The organism is Mumia zhuanghuii, assembly GCF_042681565.1.
In the GTDB taxonomy this organism is placed as follows: domain Bacteria; phylum Actinomycetota; class Actinomycetes; order Propionibacteriales; family Nocardioidaceae; genus Mumia.
In genome coordinates this window covers 1,335,175-1,348,258 of record NZ_JBHUFT010000008.1, presented here as the reverse complement: position 1 = coordinate 1,348,258, position 13,084 = coordinate 1,335,175, and the positions used below count along the sequence as shown (strand labels likewise).

The 13,084-nt window shown below is 70.5% G+C and carries 15 protein-coding genes; 7 read left to right on the top strand and 8 right to left on the bottom strand.

Annotation, left to right across the window (positions count from 1 at the left end; all coding sequences use genetic code 11):
* Window positions 1–83: 83 nt before the first annotated feature.
* Window positions 84–1,316, top strand: coding sequence for an oxygenase MpaB family protein (locus tag ACFSDF_RS14955; RefSeq protein ID WP_167004524.1), 1,233 nt, complete (start codon window positions 84–86; stop codon window positions 1,314–1,316).
* A 97-nt stretch (window positions 1,317–1,413) separates the two neighbouring features.
* Here ACFSDF_RS14955 and lhgO read toward each other — a convergent pair whose 3' ends face one another.
* Complete coding sequence (lhgO, locus tag ACFSDF_RS14950; RefSeq protein ID WP_167004527.1) at window positions 1,414–2,613, bottom strand: L-2-hydroxyglutarate oxidase; 1,200 nt, start codon at window positions 2,611–2,613, stop codon at window positions 1,414–1,416.
* Window positions 2,614–2,677: 64 nt separating this feature from the next.
* Here lhgO and ACFSDF_RS14945 point away from each other — a divergent pair, with 64 nt between their 5' ends.
* A complete protein-coding gene (locus tag ACFSDF_RS14945) occupies window positions 2,678–3,421 on the top strand; it encodes a maleate cis-trans isomerase family protein (protein ID WP_167004530.1) in 744 nt (247 codons plus the stop codon).
* A gap of 5 nt (window positions 3,422–3,426) precedes the next feature.
* Window positions 3,427–4,023, top strand: coding sequence for a G/U mismatch-specific DNA glycosylase (gene mug / locus ACFSDF_RS14940; RefSeq protein ID WP_377158044.1), 597 nt, complete (start codon window positions 3,427–3,429; stop codon window positions 4,021–4,023).
* Between the two features lie 7 nt (window positions 4,024–4,030).
* On the opposite strand, the gene ACFSDF_RS14935 is transcribed toward mug, so the two are convergent.
* Window positions 4,031–4,795: an N-acetyltransferase gene (locus tag ACFSDF_RS14935; protein ID WP_167004536.1), complete on the bottom strand. Its 765-nt coding sequence runs from the start codon at window positions 4,793–4,795 to the stop codon at window positions 4,031–4,033.
* A gap of 89 nt (window positions 4,796–4,884) precedes the next feature.
* On the opposite strand from ACFSDF_RS14935, the gene ACFSDF_RS14930 reads away from it, so the two are divergent.
* The 3 genes from ACFSDF_RS14930 (at window position 4,885) to ACFSDF_RS14920 (ending at window position 8,406) form a co-directional block, all read left to right on the top strand.
* Window positions 4,885–5,820 (top strand): endonuclease/exonuclease/phosphatase family protein, encoded by a 936-nt coding sequence (locus ACFSDF_RS14930; protein WP_167004539.1) that lies wholly within the window; start codon window positions 4,885–4,887, stop codon window positions 5,818–5,820.
* Between the two features lie 48 nt (window positions 5,821–5,868).
* A complete protein-coding gene (gene gdhA / locus ACFSDF_RS14925) occupies window positions 5,869–7,218 on the top strand; it encodes an NADP-specific glutamate dehydrogenase (protein WP_167004542.1) in 1,350 nt (449 codons plus the stop codon).
* A 63-nt stretch (window positions 7,219–7,281) separates the two neighbouring features.
* Window positions 7,282–8,406 carry an endonuclease/exonuclease/phosphatase family protein gene (locus tag ACFSDF_RS14920; protein ID WP_167004545.1) on the top strand — a complete coding sequence of 375 codons (1,125 nt, stop codon included), beginning with the start codon at window positions 7,282–7,284 and terminating at the stop codon, window positions 8,404–8,406.
* A gap of 24 nt (window positions 8,407–8,430) precedes the next feature.
* On the opposite strand, the gene ACFSDF_RS14915 is transcribed toward ACFSDF_RS14920, so the two are convergent.
* The gene (locus ACFSDF_RS14915) at window positions 8,431–9,270 is read right to left on the bottom strand and encodes a class I SAM-dependent methyltransferase (RefSeq protein WP_377158041.1); all 840 of its coding nucleotides are present in this window, start codon (window positions 9,268–9,270) and stop codon (window positions 8,431–8,433) included.
* Between the two features lie 95 nt (window positions 9,271–9,365).
* Here ACFSDF_RS14915 and ACFSDF_RS14910 point away from each other — a divergent pair, with 95 nt between their 5' ends.
* Window positions 9,366–10,043, top strand: a complete 678-nt coding sequence (locus tag ACFSDF_RS14910; protein ID WP_167004551.1) for a winged helix-turn-helix transcriptional regulator — start codon at window positions 9,366–9,368, stop codon at window positions 10,041–10,043.
* Window positions 10,044–10,053: 10 nt separating this feature from the next.
* On the opposite strand, the gene ACFSDF_RS14905 is transcribed toward ACFSDF_RS14910, so the two are convergent.
* The 5 genes from ACFSDF_RS14905 to ACFSDF_RS14885 form a co-directional block, all read right to left on the bottom strand.
* A complete protein-coding gene (locus ACFSDF_RS14905; protein WP_167004554.1) occupies window positions 10,054–10,593 on the bottom strand; it encodes a nucleosidase in 540 nt (179 codons plus the stop codon).
* 9 nt (window positions 10,594–10,602) lie between these two features.
* Entirely contained in the window at window positions 10,603–11,649 is a 1,047-nt protein-coding gene (locus ACFSDF_RS14900) for a YihY/virulence factor BrkB family protein (protein ID WP_377158038.1), read from the bottom strand.
* Window positions 11,646–11,936, bottom strand: coding sequence for a YtxH domain-containing protein (locus tag ACFSDF_RS14895; protein WP_167004560.1), 291 nt, complete (start codon window positions 11,934–11,936; stop codon window positions 11,646–11,648). The genes ACFSDF_RS14900 and ACFSDF_RS14895 overlap by 4 nt, the downstream gene beginning before the upstream one ends.
* A gap of 63 nt (window positions 11,937–11,999) precedes the next feature.
* Window positions 12,000–12,527, bottom strand: a complete 528-nt coding sequence (locus ACFSDF_RS14890) for a PaaI family thioesterase (RefSeq protein ID WP_167004563.1) — start codon at window positions 12,525–12,527, stop codon at window positions 12,000–12,002.
* Window positions 12,524–13,072, bottom strand: coding sequence for a winged helix-turn-helix transcriptional regulator (locus ACFSDF_RS14885; protein WP_377158036.1), 549 nt, complete (start codon window positions 13,070–13,072; stop codon window positions 12,524–12,526). Before ACFSDF_RS14885 ends, ACFSDF_RS14890 begins: the two co-directional genes overlap by 4 nt.
* Window positions 13,073–13,084 lie beyond the last annotated feature (12 nt).

Sequence of the window (13,084 nt, the reverse complement as noted above, 5' to 3'; positions counted from 1 at the left end):
GGATCGCCGCCTCGACACGGGGCTTCGTACGCGACTCCGTACGCGACTGGTATACGAGCAATTGCTCGCGTCACGATGAAGGCATGACCACGATCGAGGACGCCCCCGTCGCGCCCGTCTCCCCGGCCTTCCCGACCCGCTTCCGCGAGGCCGAGGAGCGCAGCGCCCGCATCGCCCGCCCATTGAAGCTGGTCGGAGGTGTCCGCGAGGTCGACGAGGACCTCATGTCACGACTCGGCGCCGGGTTCCTCGCGTGCGACGAGGCCGGCAACCGCCTTGCCGAAGCGATGCGGATGCGAGCAGGCGAGGCCGGACGCGTCTCGATGCGCGACTTCTCGACGCGACTCGCCGACGGTCCGAACGCCATCGCCGACCCTCCCCCGGCGCTGGCCGACTTCTTCGCCACCGTCGAGGCGACCCCGGACTGGGTCGACCACGCGCTCATCGCCGAGGGTGGGCGCGTCGCCCGTCGGTTCGGGCGCAATGCCGCCGACGTGCTTCTCCAGCTCTCTCTCATCGGGGGGTACCGGTTCGGCGGACCGACCGACCTGCTCGTCGCGACCGGGGGTCTCACTGGCAACATGACCCGCCGGCGCATCGCCGAGACCCAGAAGTGGTCGGTCGCGATCATGCAGCCGGGCGCGCTCGTCCCGTACGCCGAGGGCTGGCGGCTCACCGTCCATGTCCGCGCGATGCACGCGCTCGTCAACCACGCGTTCGGCGAGACGTGGGACGTCGAGCGGTGGGGCCTGCCGATCAACCAGACGGATCAGGCCGCCACGCTCGGCCTGTTCGACGGCGTCCTGCTTCTCGGGTCGCGCGCGCTGGGCGTCCCGATCACGCGCGACGAGTCGCACGCCGTCATGCACCTGTGGAAGTACGTGGGCTGGCTGATGGGCGTGGACGAGCAGTGGCTCGTCGACAGCGAGCGCGAGCGCCACCGGCTCAACTACCACGTCGTACGGGCGCAGGCCGACATCACCGCCGCCGGGCCCGAGCTCGCCCAGGCGATCATGGAGACCGTCGGCGCGCTGCCGTACGGGCGGTTCCGTCGCGAGCGCACGCTGTCGATGCTGACCGCGTTCCTCGGCCCCCGCAGCATGCGGGAGCTCGGCCTGCCCGTACGCCTCCCCTGGGCCATAGCCGCGGCGATCGCCGCCAACACCGTCCGCTATCGCGTCCTGAACCGCGGCGAGGCCGGCAGGCGCCGGCTCGAGCGGTGGGGCGACCGGGTCGCGAAGCGGGTCCTGCGCGACTACTACGGCGACGCAGAGCAGGAGGTCGGCGCCCTCGAGACCCCCACCCGCGGGCGTTAGCGCATCCGTCCACAGGCACCTTTCGACCCTCACCGCACCCGTCGCGACGTCGGCCGTCAGGGACGTCGGCGCTGACAGAACGACGGGCGGCGGCGCCTCAGCGGCCCAGCCCCAGCCGGTCGACCACGTGCTCGGCGATGGCAAGGCTCGACGTCGCCGCCGGTGAGGGCGCGTTGCGGATCGCCGTGATGCCGTCGCTGTGGTCGATCACGAAGTCGTCGACGAGCGACCCGTCGCGCGCCACAGCCTGCGCCCTCAGGCCGAGCCCGTGGCGCGTCACGTCGTCCGCGCCGATCGACGGGACGTAGCGCTGCGCGGCCCTCATGTACGACCGCGTGGACAGGACGCCACGGATCTCGCTGAGACCCGTCCGCCAGTGCTCACCGGCAAAGCGCCAGAAGCCCGGCCACGTCACCGTGTCCGCGAGGTCGCGGGCCGAGAACGACGCGCGGCCGTACCGCTCCCGGCTCAGCGCCAGGAAGGCGTTGGGCCCGACCTCGAGGCCACCGCCGACCCGGCGCGTGAAGTGCACGCCGAGGAACGGGTAGCGAGGGTCGGGGACCGGATAGATCATGCCGCGCACCCGGTCCTGCTTGTCGGCGGCGACAGCCATGTACTCACCGCGGAAGGGCACGATCCGCGGCCCGCCGTCAGTCCCGGCGAGCGCGGCGACGCGGTCGCTCTGCAGGCCCGCGCACAGCACGAGCCGATCGACCTGGTGCACCCGCGCGTGGGCAGTCACGGCGATCCCGCCTGCGCGACGCTCGACCGCGGTGACCGGCGCCGAGAGGTGGACGACGCCACCCGCCTTCTCGATGTCCGCCCCGAGCGCGCGAGTGATCTCCCCGTAGTCGGTGATCGCGGTCGCCGGTGAGTGCAGGGCGGCGACACCCGCCGCATACGGCTCGAGGTCGGTGATGCCGGTGCCGTCGACGCGGGTCAGGCCGGGGACGCCGTTCTCGCGGGCGGTCCGCTCCAGGACGTCGAAGCGCCCCATCTCAGCCTGGTCGATCGCGACGACGAGCTTGCCGCACCGGTCGTACGGGATGTCGCGCTCGGCACAGAACTCCTCGAGCAGGCTCCGCCCACGGGTGCACAGCGCGGCCTTGAGGCTGCCGGGCTTGTAGTAGAGGCCGGCGTGGACGACACCGGAGTTGTGCCCGGTCTGGTGGGCGCCGAGCCGGTCCTCCTTCTCGAAGACCACCACCTGGTCGTCCGGATACCGCAAGGCGATCTCGCGCCCGACGGCCAACCCGACGATGCCTCCCCCGACGATGCCGATCGTGCGACTGGTCAAAAGGATCGTGCTCCTTCCTGCTTCCTCGTACCCGCACTCAACCTAGGCGGTAGTCTCTGGCGCCGTGACGAACGTCGTAGGACCCCGCGCCGTGTTCGGCGTCATCGTGCCCAGCACCAACACCGTCGTCGAGCACGACTACTGGCGCGCCGGTGTCGAGGGCGTCGCGTTCCGTGCCGGGTCGATGCACATCGCCGACCCGTCGATGGCCGGCAACGCGGGCTTCGAGGCGCTTCTCGTGCAGATCCGTGCCTCGATCGACGCGGCGGTGCGCGATGCGTTGACCGCCGAGCCGGACCGGCTCGTGATGGGCATGTCTGCCGAGACGTTCTGGGGCGGCGTCGAGGGCAACGCCGCGTTCGAGCGCCGGCTGCGCGAGTCCATCGGGCTGCCGGTGACCACGGGCGCCAGCGCGTGCCGAGCCGCGCTCGAGGCGCTGGACGTCCGGCGCATCGCCGTCTTCTCGCCCTACCAGCCGGTCGCCGACGTCGAGGTCGGGCGATTCTTCACCGAGGCAGGCTTCGATGTCGCGGCGATCACCGGCCTGCGCTGCCCGACGGCGACGGACATCGCGCGCGTCGACGAGCCGCGGCTGCGCGAGGTGGTCGCGCAGCTGGACGGTCCGGACGTCGACGCGATCGTGCAGGTCGGGACCAACCTCTCGTTCGTCGGGTTGGCGGAGGCGCTGGAGGCCGAGCTCGGCAAACCGGTCGTCGCGATCAACGCCGCGACCCTGTGGCACGCCTTGCGCGAGCACGGCATCGACGACCAGGTCACCGGCTCCGGCACGCTGCTGCGCGAGCACTGACACCCATGGCTCGGCAGAACGGTGCGAGGGAGGCCGATCGTGACGGACCACCGCCGCGCCCGACTCCGCAGGAGGTGGCGTCAGCCGAGGGCCGTACGATCCCGGACTGGATGCGCCCTGGCCTCCGTGTCCTGTTCTGCGGACTCAACCCGGGGCTGTACTCAGGGGCGACCGGCTTGCACTTCGCCCGGCCGGGCAACCGGTTCTGGCCGGCACTGCACCTGTCAGGATTCACCGAGCGCCGCCTCGAACCCTGGGAACGGGACGCGCTGCTCGACCACGGCCTCGGCATCACCAACCTCGTCACCCGGACGACCGCCCGCGCCGCAGAGCTGACGCGCGAGGAGCTCGTCGCGGGCGGGCGGGACCTCGAGGCGCTGGCGGCCCGCGTACGACCGGAATGGGTGGCCGTCCTCGGCATCACCGGCTACCGGGCGGCGTTCCACGAACCCGCCGCGGTCATCGGCCCGCAGGAGCGACACCTCGGAGGAGCACGCACCTGGGTGCTGCCCAACCCGAGCGGACTCAACGCCCACTACACGCTCCCGCGGCTGGCCGAAGAGTTCGCGCGGCTCCGCGAGGAGGTGGAGCGCGGTCGGTGACGGCCGCTCACCCCGTCCGGTGCCGCACCCACACGTTCGCCTCCACGTACACCGCGTGGTCCTGCGCGACGTCGCAGTGCACAGGCGCGAGCGCACCGGGCACCTCGACCGGGCCGGTGGTGTCGAACGGCAGCCCGGTCCAGCCGCGCCACTCGTCGAGCGTGCCGGAGACGACCATCGAACGCGGGGCGACGGCCTCGATGACGCCGCCGGCACGCACGTGCGTACGGAGCCAGGGGTCCTCGGGGAGTCCGTCGTCACGCACCCGCGCTGCGTACTCCTCCATCGGCACGTCAGGAAACGCGTGCTTGCCGCTCGGGCGTACGGGCGCGACGAGCGTGTCGAAGCCGAGCCGGGCGGCGTTGGCCCGCATCGCGGCGAGCATCACCCCCGACAGCCCACGCCCCCGCAGATCCGGCTGCACACAGATCTCCAGCGCGGACACCATCGTCGGCGTCGTCTCGAGCGTGCGGTTGAGCGTCGCCCGTTGGATCATGCGGTCCCAGCCGCCCGTCGGCAGCGGCTCGTCGCCCCACGCGAGCGGCACGCTGAAGGCGCACGCCATCGCCCGGTCGGGCACCTCCGGGTCGAGCGCGACCAGCGCGAACTCCGGATAGACCTCCTCGACGACCGCGTAATAGAGCGCCCCCATCGGGTCCCAGCGCATGAACTCCGGCCACGCCCCGTCGAACCCGTCGAGCAAGGGCCCGAGCTCGGGCCGCGACGCCAGCGTCACCACCTCGACAACTCTGTCTCCGGACTGCACGGTCATGGCGGCAGGCTACGGGGCGCCACCCTGACGAGCCACCGACTTCCCGAGGTGCGTTTGCGCATGTGCGGAGATCGGTATCGCATGGAGTCATGTCCCTCCTCCGGACCTGCGCTTCCCTCGTTGCCGTCGCGAGCGCCTCCGCCGCCCTCGCCGCTGTCCCGGTCGTGCCTGCGTCGGCCGAGCCGACCGCGACGGGCCGTACGACCGTGCGCCTGGGCTCGTACAACGTCCATAAGGACGACCACGTCCTCCCGTGGACCGGCAAGCGGCGCAACCGCGTCGCCTCGCAGATCCTCCGCAACGGCTTCGACGTGATCGCCCTCCAAGAGGCCAATGGCAACACGATCTTCCCGTCGCTCTACCGCAAGGTGAAGCACCGCTACGCCTCCAACGCGAGGTGCGCGAAGATCAAGGGCACGCCGGTACGGGACGCCAGGGCGCGCATCCTGTACGACCGCACGCGGTTCAGGGGTTCCCGCGAGATCTCGGGGCGCATCCGCCTGGACCGTTCGTACGCCAAGAGCGCCGACTACGCCTGCTACCAGCTGCTGACCGAGAAGGCGACCGGCGCGCAGTTCCTCGTCGCGTCCGCACACCTCATCAACGGGCCCGGCGCCGCCAAGGACCGCAAGCGCTACCGCCAGACTCAGAACCTGATCGCCGACACCCTCGCCGTACGGCGCGCCCACGGCGCCTCCTGGCCGATCGTGTGGGCCGGCGACTACAACTCCTCCGGATCGCGCAAGTACACCTTCGACGGCCCCCGCAGGGCGATGCGCCAGGGCGCCGCGGCCCGGGACGCCTTCGCCGTCGCCCGGGCCCGCAAGAACGCCAGCTACAACAGCGCCAACCAGCTGCGGCGCCGGCCGTGGCGTACCCACCACCACGTGGACCACGTGTATGTCTCGCCCGGGATCGGGGTCGCCGGGTTCCGGGTGATCGTGCGACTGAAGGGCAGGCTCTATCGGACGCCGTTCGCCTCTGACCACAACCCGATCCGAGCCACCCTGCGTATCCCATATTGAGCCACCGGCTAGCCTCGTTCGGGGTATACCAACAGGAGGTGGCACCACGTGTCGAGCGTCGACGAGAAGCTTCAGGGTGTGTACGACGAGGTCCTTCGTCGCAACCCGGGCGAGGCAGAGTTCCACCAGGCGGTCCGCGAGGTCCTGGTGAGCCTGGGCCCCGTGGTGTCCAAGCGCCCCGAGTACGTCGATGCCGCGATCATCCGCCGCATCTGCGAGCCCGAGCGCCAGATCATCTTCCGGGTGCCGTGGGTCGACGATGCCGGCCGCGTGCAGATCAACCGCGGCTTCCGTGTGCAGTTCAACTCCGCGCTCGGTCCGTTCAAGGGCGGCCTGCGCTTCCACCCGAGCGTCTACCTCGGCATCGTGAAGTTCCTCGGCTTCGAGCAGATCTTCAAGAACTCGCTGACCGGCCTGCCCATCGGCGGCGCCAAGGGCGGCTCGGACTTCGACCCCAAGGGTCACTCCGACGCCGAGGTCATGCGGTTCTGCCAGTCCTTCATGACCGAGCTGACGCGCTACATCGGCGAGTACACCGACGTTCCCGCCGGCGACATCGGCGTCGGTGGTCGCGAGATCGGCTACCTGTTCGGCCAGTACAAGCGCATCACTTCGCGCTACGAGTCTGGTGTCCTCACCGGCAAGGGCCTCACGTGGGGCGGCTCGCAGGTTCGCAAGGAGGCCACCGGGTACGGCACCGTCTTCTTCGTCTCCGAGATGCTCAAGGCCGCGGGCGACTCCTTCGACGGCAAGCGCGTCGTGGTCTCCGGCTCCGGCAACGTGGCGACGTACGCCATCGAGAAGGTCCACGAGCTCGGCGGCACCGTCGTGGCCTGCTCGGACTCCAGCGGCTACGTCGTCGACGAGGGCGGCATCGACGTGGCGCTCCTCAAGGAGGTCAAGGAGGTGCGCCGCGGCAGGATCTCCGAGTACGCGGACCTGCGCGGCAACGGTGTCCGCTCCACCGACGCAGGGTCGATCTGGGACGTCGCGTGCGACATCGCCCTGCCGTCGGCGACGCAGAACGAGCTCAACGGCGCCGACGCGGTCACCCTCGTCAAGAACGGCTGCACCATCGTCGCCGAGGGCGCCAACATGCCTGCCACCCCGGAGGCGATCGCGGTCTTCGAGGACGCCGGGGTGCGCTTCGCGCCGGGCAAGGCCGCCAACGCCGGCGGCGTGGCGACGAGCGCCCTCGAGATGCAGCAGAACGCCTCGCGCGACTCGTGGACTTTCGAGCACACCGAGGAGCGCCTGGCCGAGATCATGCGCGGCATCCACGACCGGTGCGCCGAGACGGCGGACGAGTTCGGGACGCCGGGCAACTACGTCGCCGGCGCCAACATCGCCGGGTTCGTGCGCGTCGCCGACGCGATGCTCGCGCTCGGCGTGATCTGACCTCCGACAAGTCCCCGTGCCGTGACCCGTGCCCGGCGCAGACTGACGGACGGGGGGATCACCATGCGCATCGCATCGTTCAACGTCGAGAACCTGTTCGCGCGGCCGAAGGCGATGGCCGACTCCGAGGGCGACGCCGCCACCCGCAAGAAGGTGCTGGCCGCTCACGCGCGCCTGTCCGACCTGTTCGAGCGGCACAGCTATGCCGGAGCCGAGGACGACATCCTCGCTCTGCTCGACACGGTTGGGGTGCTGCGCTCCGACGAGGGCCCGTACGTCCGGCTGCGCAAGCTGCGCGGCCAGCTCGTCCGGCGACCCCGTACGGGTGAGGTCACCCTGGTCGCGAAGGGACGTGCCGACTGGGTCGGCTGGCTCGAGCTCAAGACGATCGCCGTGAACGCTCTCGCCACCGAGAACACCGCGCGGGTCTTCGAAGCACTCGACGCCGATGTGGTGACCGTGGTCGAGGCCGACGACCGGCCTGGTCTCCAGATGTTCTCCGAGTCACTGCTGCCCGCCGTCGGCGGCACCCCGTACGAGCAGGTCATGGTGCTCGAGGGCAACGACCTGCGCGGCATCGACGTCGGGCTCATGGCGTCCGGCGACTACCGACTGGTGCAGATGCGCACCCACATCTTCGACACCGACCCGCAAGGGACGGTGTTCTCGCGCGACTGCTGCGAGTACCACGTCGAGACCCCGCTCGGGACGCGCCTCGTGCTCCTCGCCAACCACTTCAAGTCCAAGGGCTACTCCTCGCCCGGTGACCCCACGGGCGCGAAGCGTCGAGAGCGCCAGGCGTCCCGCGTCGCGCGGATCGTCCGGTCGCTGCGCAGCGAGGGCGTCGACCACCTCGCGGTCACCGGAGACCTCAACGACGACCCGGACAGCACCTCGCTGGCGCCGCTGCTGGAGATGGACGGGCTCACCGACGTCAGCGCGCATCCCGCGTTCGACTGGAACCACCGTCGCGGGACGTACGGGTCGGGCAACGAGGACGACAAGATCGACTACATCCTCCTCTCCGACCCGCTCTTCGCGCGGATGACTGCTGGCGGCGTCTTCCGCAAGGGTGTCTGGCGCGGTCCCCGTACGAAGGACCCGTGGGAGATCTTCCCGACCCTCACCTCGCGGGTCGAGGAAGCCTCCGACCACGCCGCACTGTGGGCCGACCTCGCCGGGGTGTGACCCCGACGCGACCGGCCCACCCCCTCAGGCGCGGCGGGCGGTGAACAGCAGGTAGTCCCACGGCATCGCGCCGTTGCGGACACCGAACGTCTCCGCGAGCGCGGCGAGCTCGCCGTCGAGCGCCGCCACCTTCTCCGGGTCGTCGGCGATCGCCTTGTAGACCGCGATCGTCGGTCCGTACGTCGCCTTGAAAAAGTCCCGGAACTCCGCGCCGTCGAAGAAGCGGTCCACGGCGAGCGTCTGCGTCGTGGCCTCGACGTCGGTGACCCGATTGCCGAAGAGCGCGCGGACGTGGTCACCGTCTCCCCACAGCGGCGGGGGCTGCGCTCCGGGCGGAGGCGGCGGAGCGTACGGCTTCATCGTCGCGAACATCTGCCCGATGAAGCCCTGCGGCGTCCAGCTCACGAGCCCGATCGTGCCGCCGGGCTTGGTGGCACGGACGATCTCGTCGGCCGTCTCCTGGTGGTGCGGCGCGAACATCGCCCCGACGCACGACATCACCACGTCGTACGAGGCGTCCTCCACCCCCAGGTGCTCGACGTCGTCCTCGCGCCAGGTCAGTGTGAGGCCTTCGTCGTCGGCCTCCGCGCGCCCGACGTCGAGGAGCTCGGGCGTCAGGTCGCTCGCCGTCACCGTCGCGCCGGTGCGCGCGGCGGGGAGTGCGGCGTTGCCGGAGCCCGCACCCACGTCGAGCACGGTCTGCCCCGCCTCGATGCCGCAGGCGTCCACGAGCACCGGGCCCAGGCTAGCGATCACCTCCGTCGCGACCGCCGGATAGTCCCCCCACGCCCACATCGCGCGGTGCTTCGCCTTGATCGCGGCATCGTCCGTGGTGGCCGACGCCGCTGTCGTCTCGCTCGTCATGACAAGATTCCCCCTTCGTTGTGCGTGAGGTCGACGCTACGGACGAGCAGACAACGGGCCTAGTACGAGATCTGTACCGGTCGTACGCTGCACGGATGGGGGCCCCATACCACCAGTTCTGCCCCGTCGCGAAGGCGATGGAGCTGCTGGACGAGCGCTGGACGATGCTGCTCGTCCGCGAACTCGTCACGGGGAGCCAGCGCTTCAACGACCTGCGGCGCGGCCTTCCCCGCATGTCCCCGTCGCTGCTGTCCAAGCGCCTGCACCAGCTCGTCGTCGCGGGCATCGTCGAGAAGCAGGTCGAAGGCAACGACGTCCGCTACGTCCTGACACCGGCCGGCGAGGAGCTACGCCAGGTCGTCGAGTCGGTCGGCACCTGGGGCGTGCGGTGGATCGGCACGCTCGGCGACGAGGACCTCGACCCCAAGCTTCTGATGTGGGACATGCACCGCAAGGTGGACCTCGATGCCGTCGCGGACCCACCCGAGGTCGTGCACTTCGTGTTCGACGACGTCCGCGGGGCGTCGCGGCGATGGTGGATCGTCATCGAGCCCAACGACACCGACGTGTGCGACATCGACCCGGAGAGGCCCGTCTCGGTGACGGTCACGACCGGCCTGCGGGCGCTCACCCAGGTCTGGCGCGGCGACACGACGTGGGACCGTGCGCTACGGTCCGGTTCCGTCCGCGTCGACGGCCCGACGATGCTGCGCCGGGCGGTGCCCGCGTGGTTCCCACCGACCGGACTCGCGCAGGTCGTCCGTCCCACGTGAGTGAGCCGCGTCAGGCGTTCTGGCTCAGCCACTCCCCCAGCACCCGGGCGCTCGCGTCGACGACCTGCGGCCAGTCCATGGCCGACTCGTCCGCCTGGTCGCTCACGTGCTTCACGAGGCGGACCGGCACGTCGAAGTGGCGGGCCACCGCGGCCACGGCGAACCCCTCCATGTCGACCAGCGCAGCACGCTGAGCCAGCAGGTCGCGGACGGCCGGGTCGTTGACAAAGGTGTCCCCGCTGGCCAGCACGGTGCCGTCGCCGCCTGCGATCTCGATCTCGTCGACCGCGTCATAGCCGAGGAGCCGCAGCTCCGCCGCACTGAAGTCGTGGTTCAGCACCCGCGACGGCAGCCGCAGCCCCGTCGCGCCACCGAGCGCACCGGCGGTCCCGACGTTGAGGACGACCGACGGGCGACGCTCGGCGAGCGCGAGCGCGGTGACCAGCGTCGCCTGGACCTTGCCGATCCCGGTGACGAGCACCGAGAGGCCCGGCGGGACGTGGGCGGCTTCGGCGGCGGTCGCCGCGACGACGAGAGGCTCCGAGGGCATACGAGGAGCCTAGTCAGTCGTATGCCCTCGACTCTCCCGCAGTCGACGCCCGCGCGCGACGTCGTCCTCGTGCTTGGCGGCCGCCTTGTCGCTCTTCGTGGTGTCTCGCGGCGGCAGCTGGATCCTCTCCTCCGCCGCGATCCCGCCCTGCAGCTGACGTCCCCGCTCCAGCTCCGCGTCGAGCTCAGCTCCGAACAGGAGCGCGAGGTTGGTGATCCACAACCACAGGAGGAACACGACCACCCCGGCCAACGACCCGTACGTGCGGTTGTAGCTCGAGAAGTTCGCGACGTAGAAACCGAAGGCGACCGACGCGATGATCCACACCACGATCGCGACGACGGCACCGACGCTGAGCCACCGGAACTTCGGCTGCTTCACGTTCGGGGTCGCGTAGTAAAGGATCGCAACAAGCACCATGACGGCCAGCAGCATCACCGGCCACTTCGCGATGTTCCACACCGTCACCGCCGTGTCGCCCATGCCGATCGCGTCGCCGACGGCCTGGGCGGCAGGCCCGGTCAGGACGAGCGCCAGGGCGACCAGCGCACACAGGACCACCGTGATCAGCGTGACGAGCAGCATGACCGGTCGAAGCTTCCAGATCGGCCTGCCTTCATCGACCTCGTACACGCGGTTCATGGCCCGCCCGAAGGCGCCCACATAGCCCGACGCCGACCACAGCGCGACCGCGAGGCCCAGCACGAACGCCAGCCCCGCTCCGCTGCCGCTGCTCAGCTGGACGAGCGTGGGCTCGAGGGTGTTCGCCGCCGAGTCCGCGCCGACGTCGCGGAGGACGCCCAGCAGGGTGTCAACGGTCTCGCGGCCCTGGCCGAACAGCCCGACGAGCGACAGCAGCGCGATCATCATCGGGAAGAGCGCGAGCACCGAGTAGTACGTCAAGGCGGCCGCGATGTCGAGGCACTCGTCCTCCGAGAACTCGCGGACCGCCTTGCGCACCACGTAGGTCCACGAAGGCTTCGTGATCTCGGTCGGCGACCCCGGCTTGGCCGGGTCGTCCGGGTGAGGCGCGCGCTCGGGTTGGGCTTCGGTCATCCGGTCGGCCCCGTGTTCGACGGCGCGGCGTTGTGGTCGCCGCTGCCCTCCTTCCGGTGGGTCACCTTGCCGACGGTGTCCTTGGCCGTCTGTGTGACCTTGTCCTGCACCTCAGGAGCCTTCTCCTTCGCGAAGTCCTGAGCATCGCTCACCTTCTGCTGCACAGTGGGGTCGTTCCACATGCTCTGGGCCTTGCCCTTGATCTGCTCGAAGCGCTCACGGCCGTCGCGCGTACCGAGTACGTAGCCCACGGCGAGGCCTCCGAGCAGAGCCAGCTTTCCCTTCATGGGGATTCCCTTCGTTCGTCATCGAGTACCGGTCACAGGACGGGTACCCGATTCCGAGCAAGATCAACCCGCCGCGAGGATCAGACAGCTACTCGTCGCGTGCGCAAGGAGGCGACCGTCGGCGTCGAGCAGCTCGGCCTCGGCCAACGCGGTCGTACGGCCACGGTGGCGGACGCGGCCGACGGCACGCACCGGACCGGTCTCGACGGTGAGGCGGCGGAGGAACTTCACGTTGAGGTCCTGGCTGGTGTAGCCGACGCCCTCCGGGAGCGTCGTGTGCACCGCGCACCCGGCAGCGGAGTCGAGCAACGTCGCGAACACTCCGCCGTGGACGGAGCCGATCGGGTTGTACTGGAACTCCGCCGGCTCCAGCGTGAACTCGACCTCGCCTTCCTCGACCGAGGTCAGCGCGAACCCGACGAGCCGCGCGATCGGTGCCGGCGGCACGAGCCCGTCGCGGACAGCGCGCATGAGCTCGAGCCCGCTGCGTCCGGCCGCCGCGTGCACGGTCGCCATCGGGTCGTCCCAGGTGTGCGTACGCTCACGTGTCGCGGCCTCGGCACCAGTACGGTCGGTGGGCGGTGCGGTCATCTCGGCTCTCCTCGCTCCCGGTCGCGCCGGGATCGTCGGTCGGTACGGGAGGCGAAGCGCCGTTGGGTCTCGGGTCCTGCGGCAGGACCTGCCGTCGCCTCCAGTCGCAGCTGCGACAGCGGCGTGCCGGTGGCGGCGTCGACGAGGACGGGCTCGATCTCGCGCCCCGAGTCGCGGTCGACGAGCACCACCGCGCGGTCGGCGGCATCGAGGTCGTGGTTGCCCCAGGCCAGCAGCGCCAGCACCACGCTCTGCGAGGCACGGCCGCGGTCGGTCAGGCCGTACTCGAAGCGCTCGGGCCGCTCGCTGTAGCGACGTCGCTCCATCAGCCCGCGCTCGACGAGCGTGCGGAGACGCCGCGTGAGCATGGCCGGCGAGATCGCCAGGTCGTCGGCGAACTCGTCGAACCGACGCATCCCGTCGAGGGCGTCGCGCAAGATGAGCAGGCTCCACCAGTCTCCGAGCTCGTCGACGCTGCGTGCGACGGGGCACTCAGCGTCGCTCAGATCGGTACGCCGCATCGTCTCTCCTCTCGCGATCGCCATGACTACCATGAT

What these genes read in the sequence shown, in the direction of transcription:
- ACFSDF_RS14955 (WP_167004524.1), top strand. Translation starts at nt 84, where the DNA reads ATGACCACGATCGAGGACGCCCCCGTCGCGCCCGTCTCCCCGGCCTTC.
- mug (WP_377158044.1), top strand. Translation starts at nt 3,427, where the DNA reads ATGGCTCGGCAGAACGGTGCGAGGGAGGCCGATCGTGACGGACCACCG.
- ACFSDF_RS14935 (WP_167004536.1), bottom strand. Translation starts at nt 4,795, where the DNA reads ATGACCGTGCAGTCCGGAGACAGAGTTGTCGAGGTGGTGACGCTGGCG.
- ACFSDF_RS14930 (WP_167004539.1), top strand. Translation starts at nt 4,885, where the DNA reads ATGTCCCTCCTCCGGACCTGCGCTTCCCTCGTTGCCGTCGCGAGCGCC.
- ACFSDF_RS14920 (WP_167004545.1), top strand. Translation starts at nt 7,282, where the DNA reads ATGCGCATCGCATCGTTCAACGTCGAGAACCTGTTCGCGCGGCCGAAG.
- ACFSDF_RS14915 (WP_377158041.1), bottom strand. Translation starts at nt 9,270, where the DNA reads ATGACGAGCGAGACGACAGCGGCGTCGGCCACCACGGACGATGCCGCG.
- ACFSDF_RS14910 (WP_167004551.1), top strand. Translation starts at nt 9,366, where the DNA reads ATGGGGGCCCCATACCACCAGTTCTGCCCCGTCGCGAAGGCGATGGAG.
- ACFSDF_RS14905 (WP_167004554.1), bottom strand. Translation starts at nt 10,593, where the DNA reads ATGCCCTCGGAGCCTCTCGTCGTCGCGGCGACCGCCGCCGAAGCCGCC.
- ACFSDF_RS14900 (WP_377158038.1), bottom strand. Translation starts at nt 11,649, where the DNA reads ATGACCGAAGCCCAACCCGAGCGCGCGCCTCACCCGGACGACCCGGCC.
- ACFSDF_RS14895 (WP_167004560.1), bottom strand. Translation starts at nt 11,936, where the DNA reads ATGAAGGGAAAGCTGGCTCTGCTCGGAGGCCTCGCCGTGGGCTACGTA.
- ACFSDF_RS14890 (WP_167004563.1), bottom strand. Translation starts at nt 12,527, where the DNA reads ATGACCGCACCGCCCACCGACCGTACTGGTGCCGAGGCCGCGACACGT.
- ACFSDF_RS14885 (WP_377158036.1), bottom strand. Translation starts at nt 13,072, where the DNA reads ATGGCGATCGCGAGAGGAGAGACGATGCGGCGTACCGATCTGAGCGAC.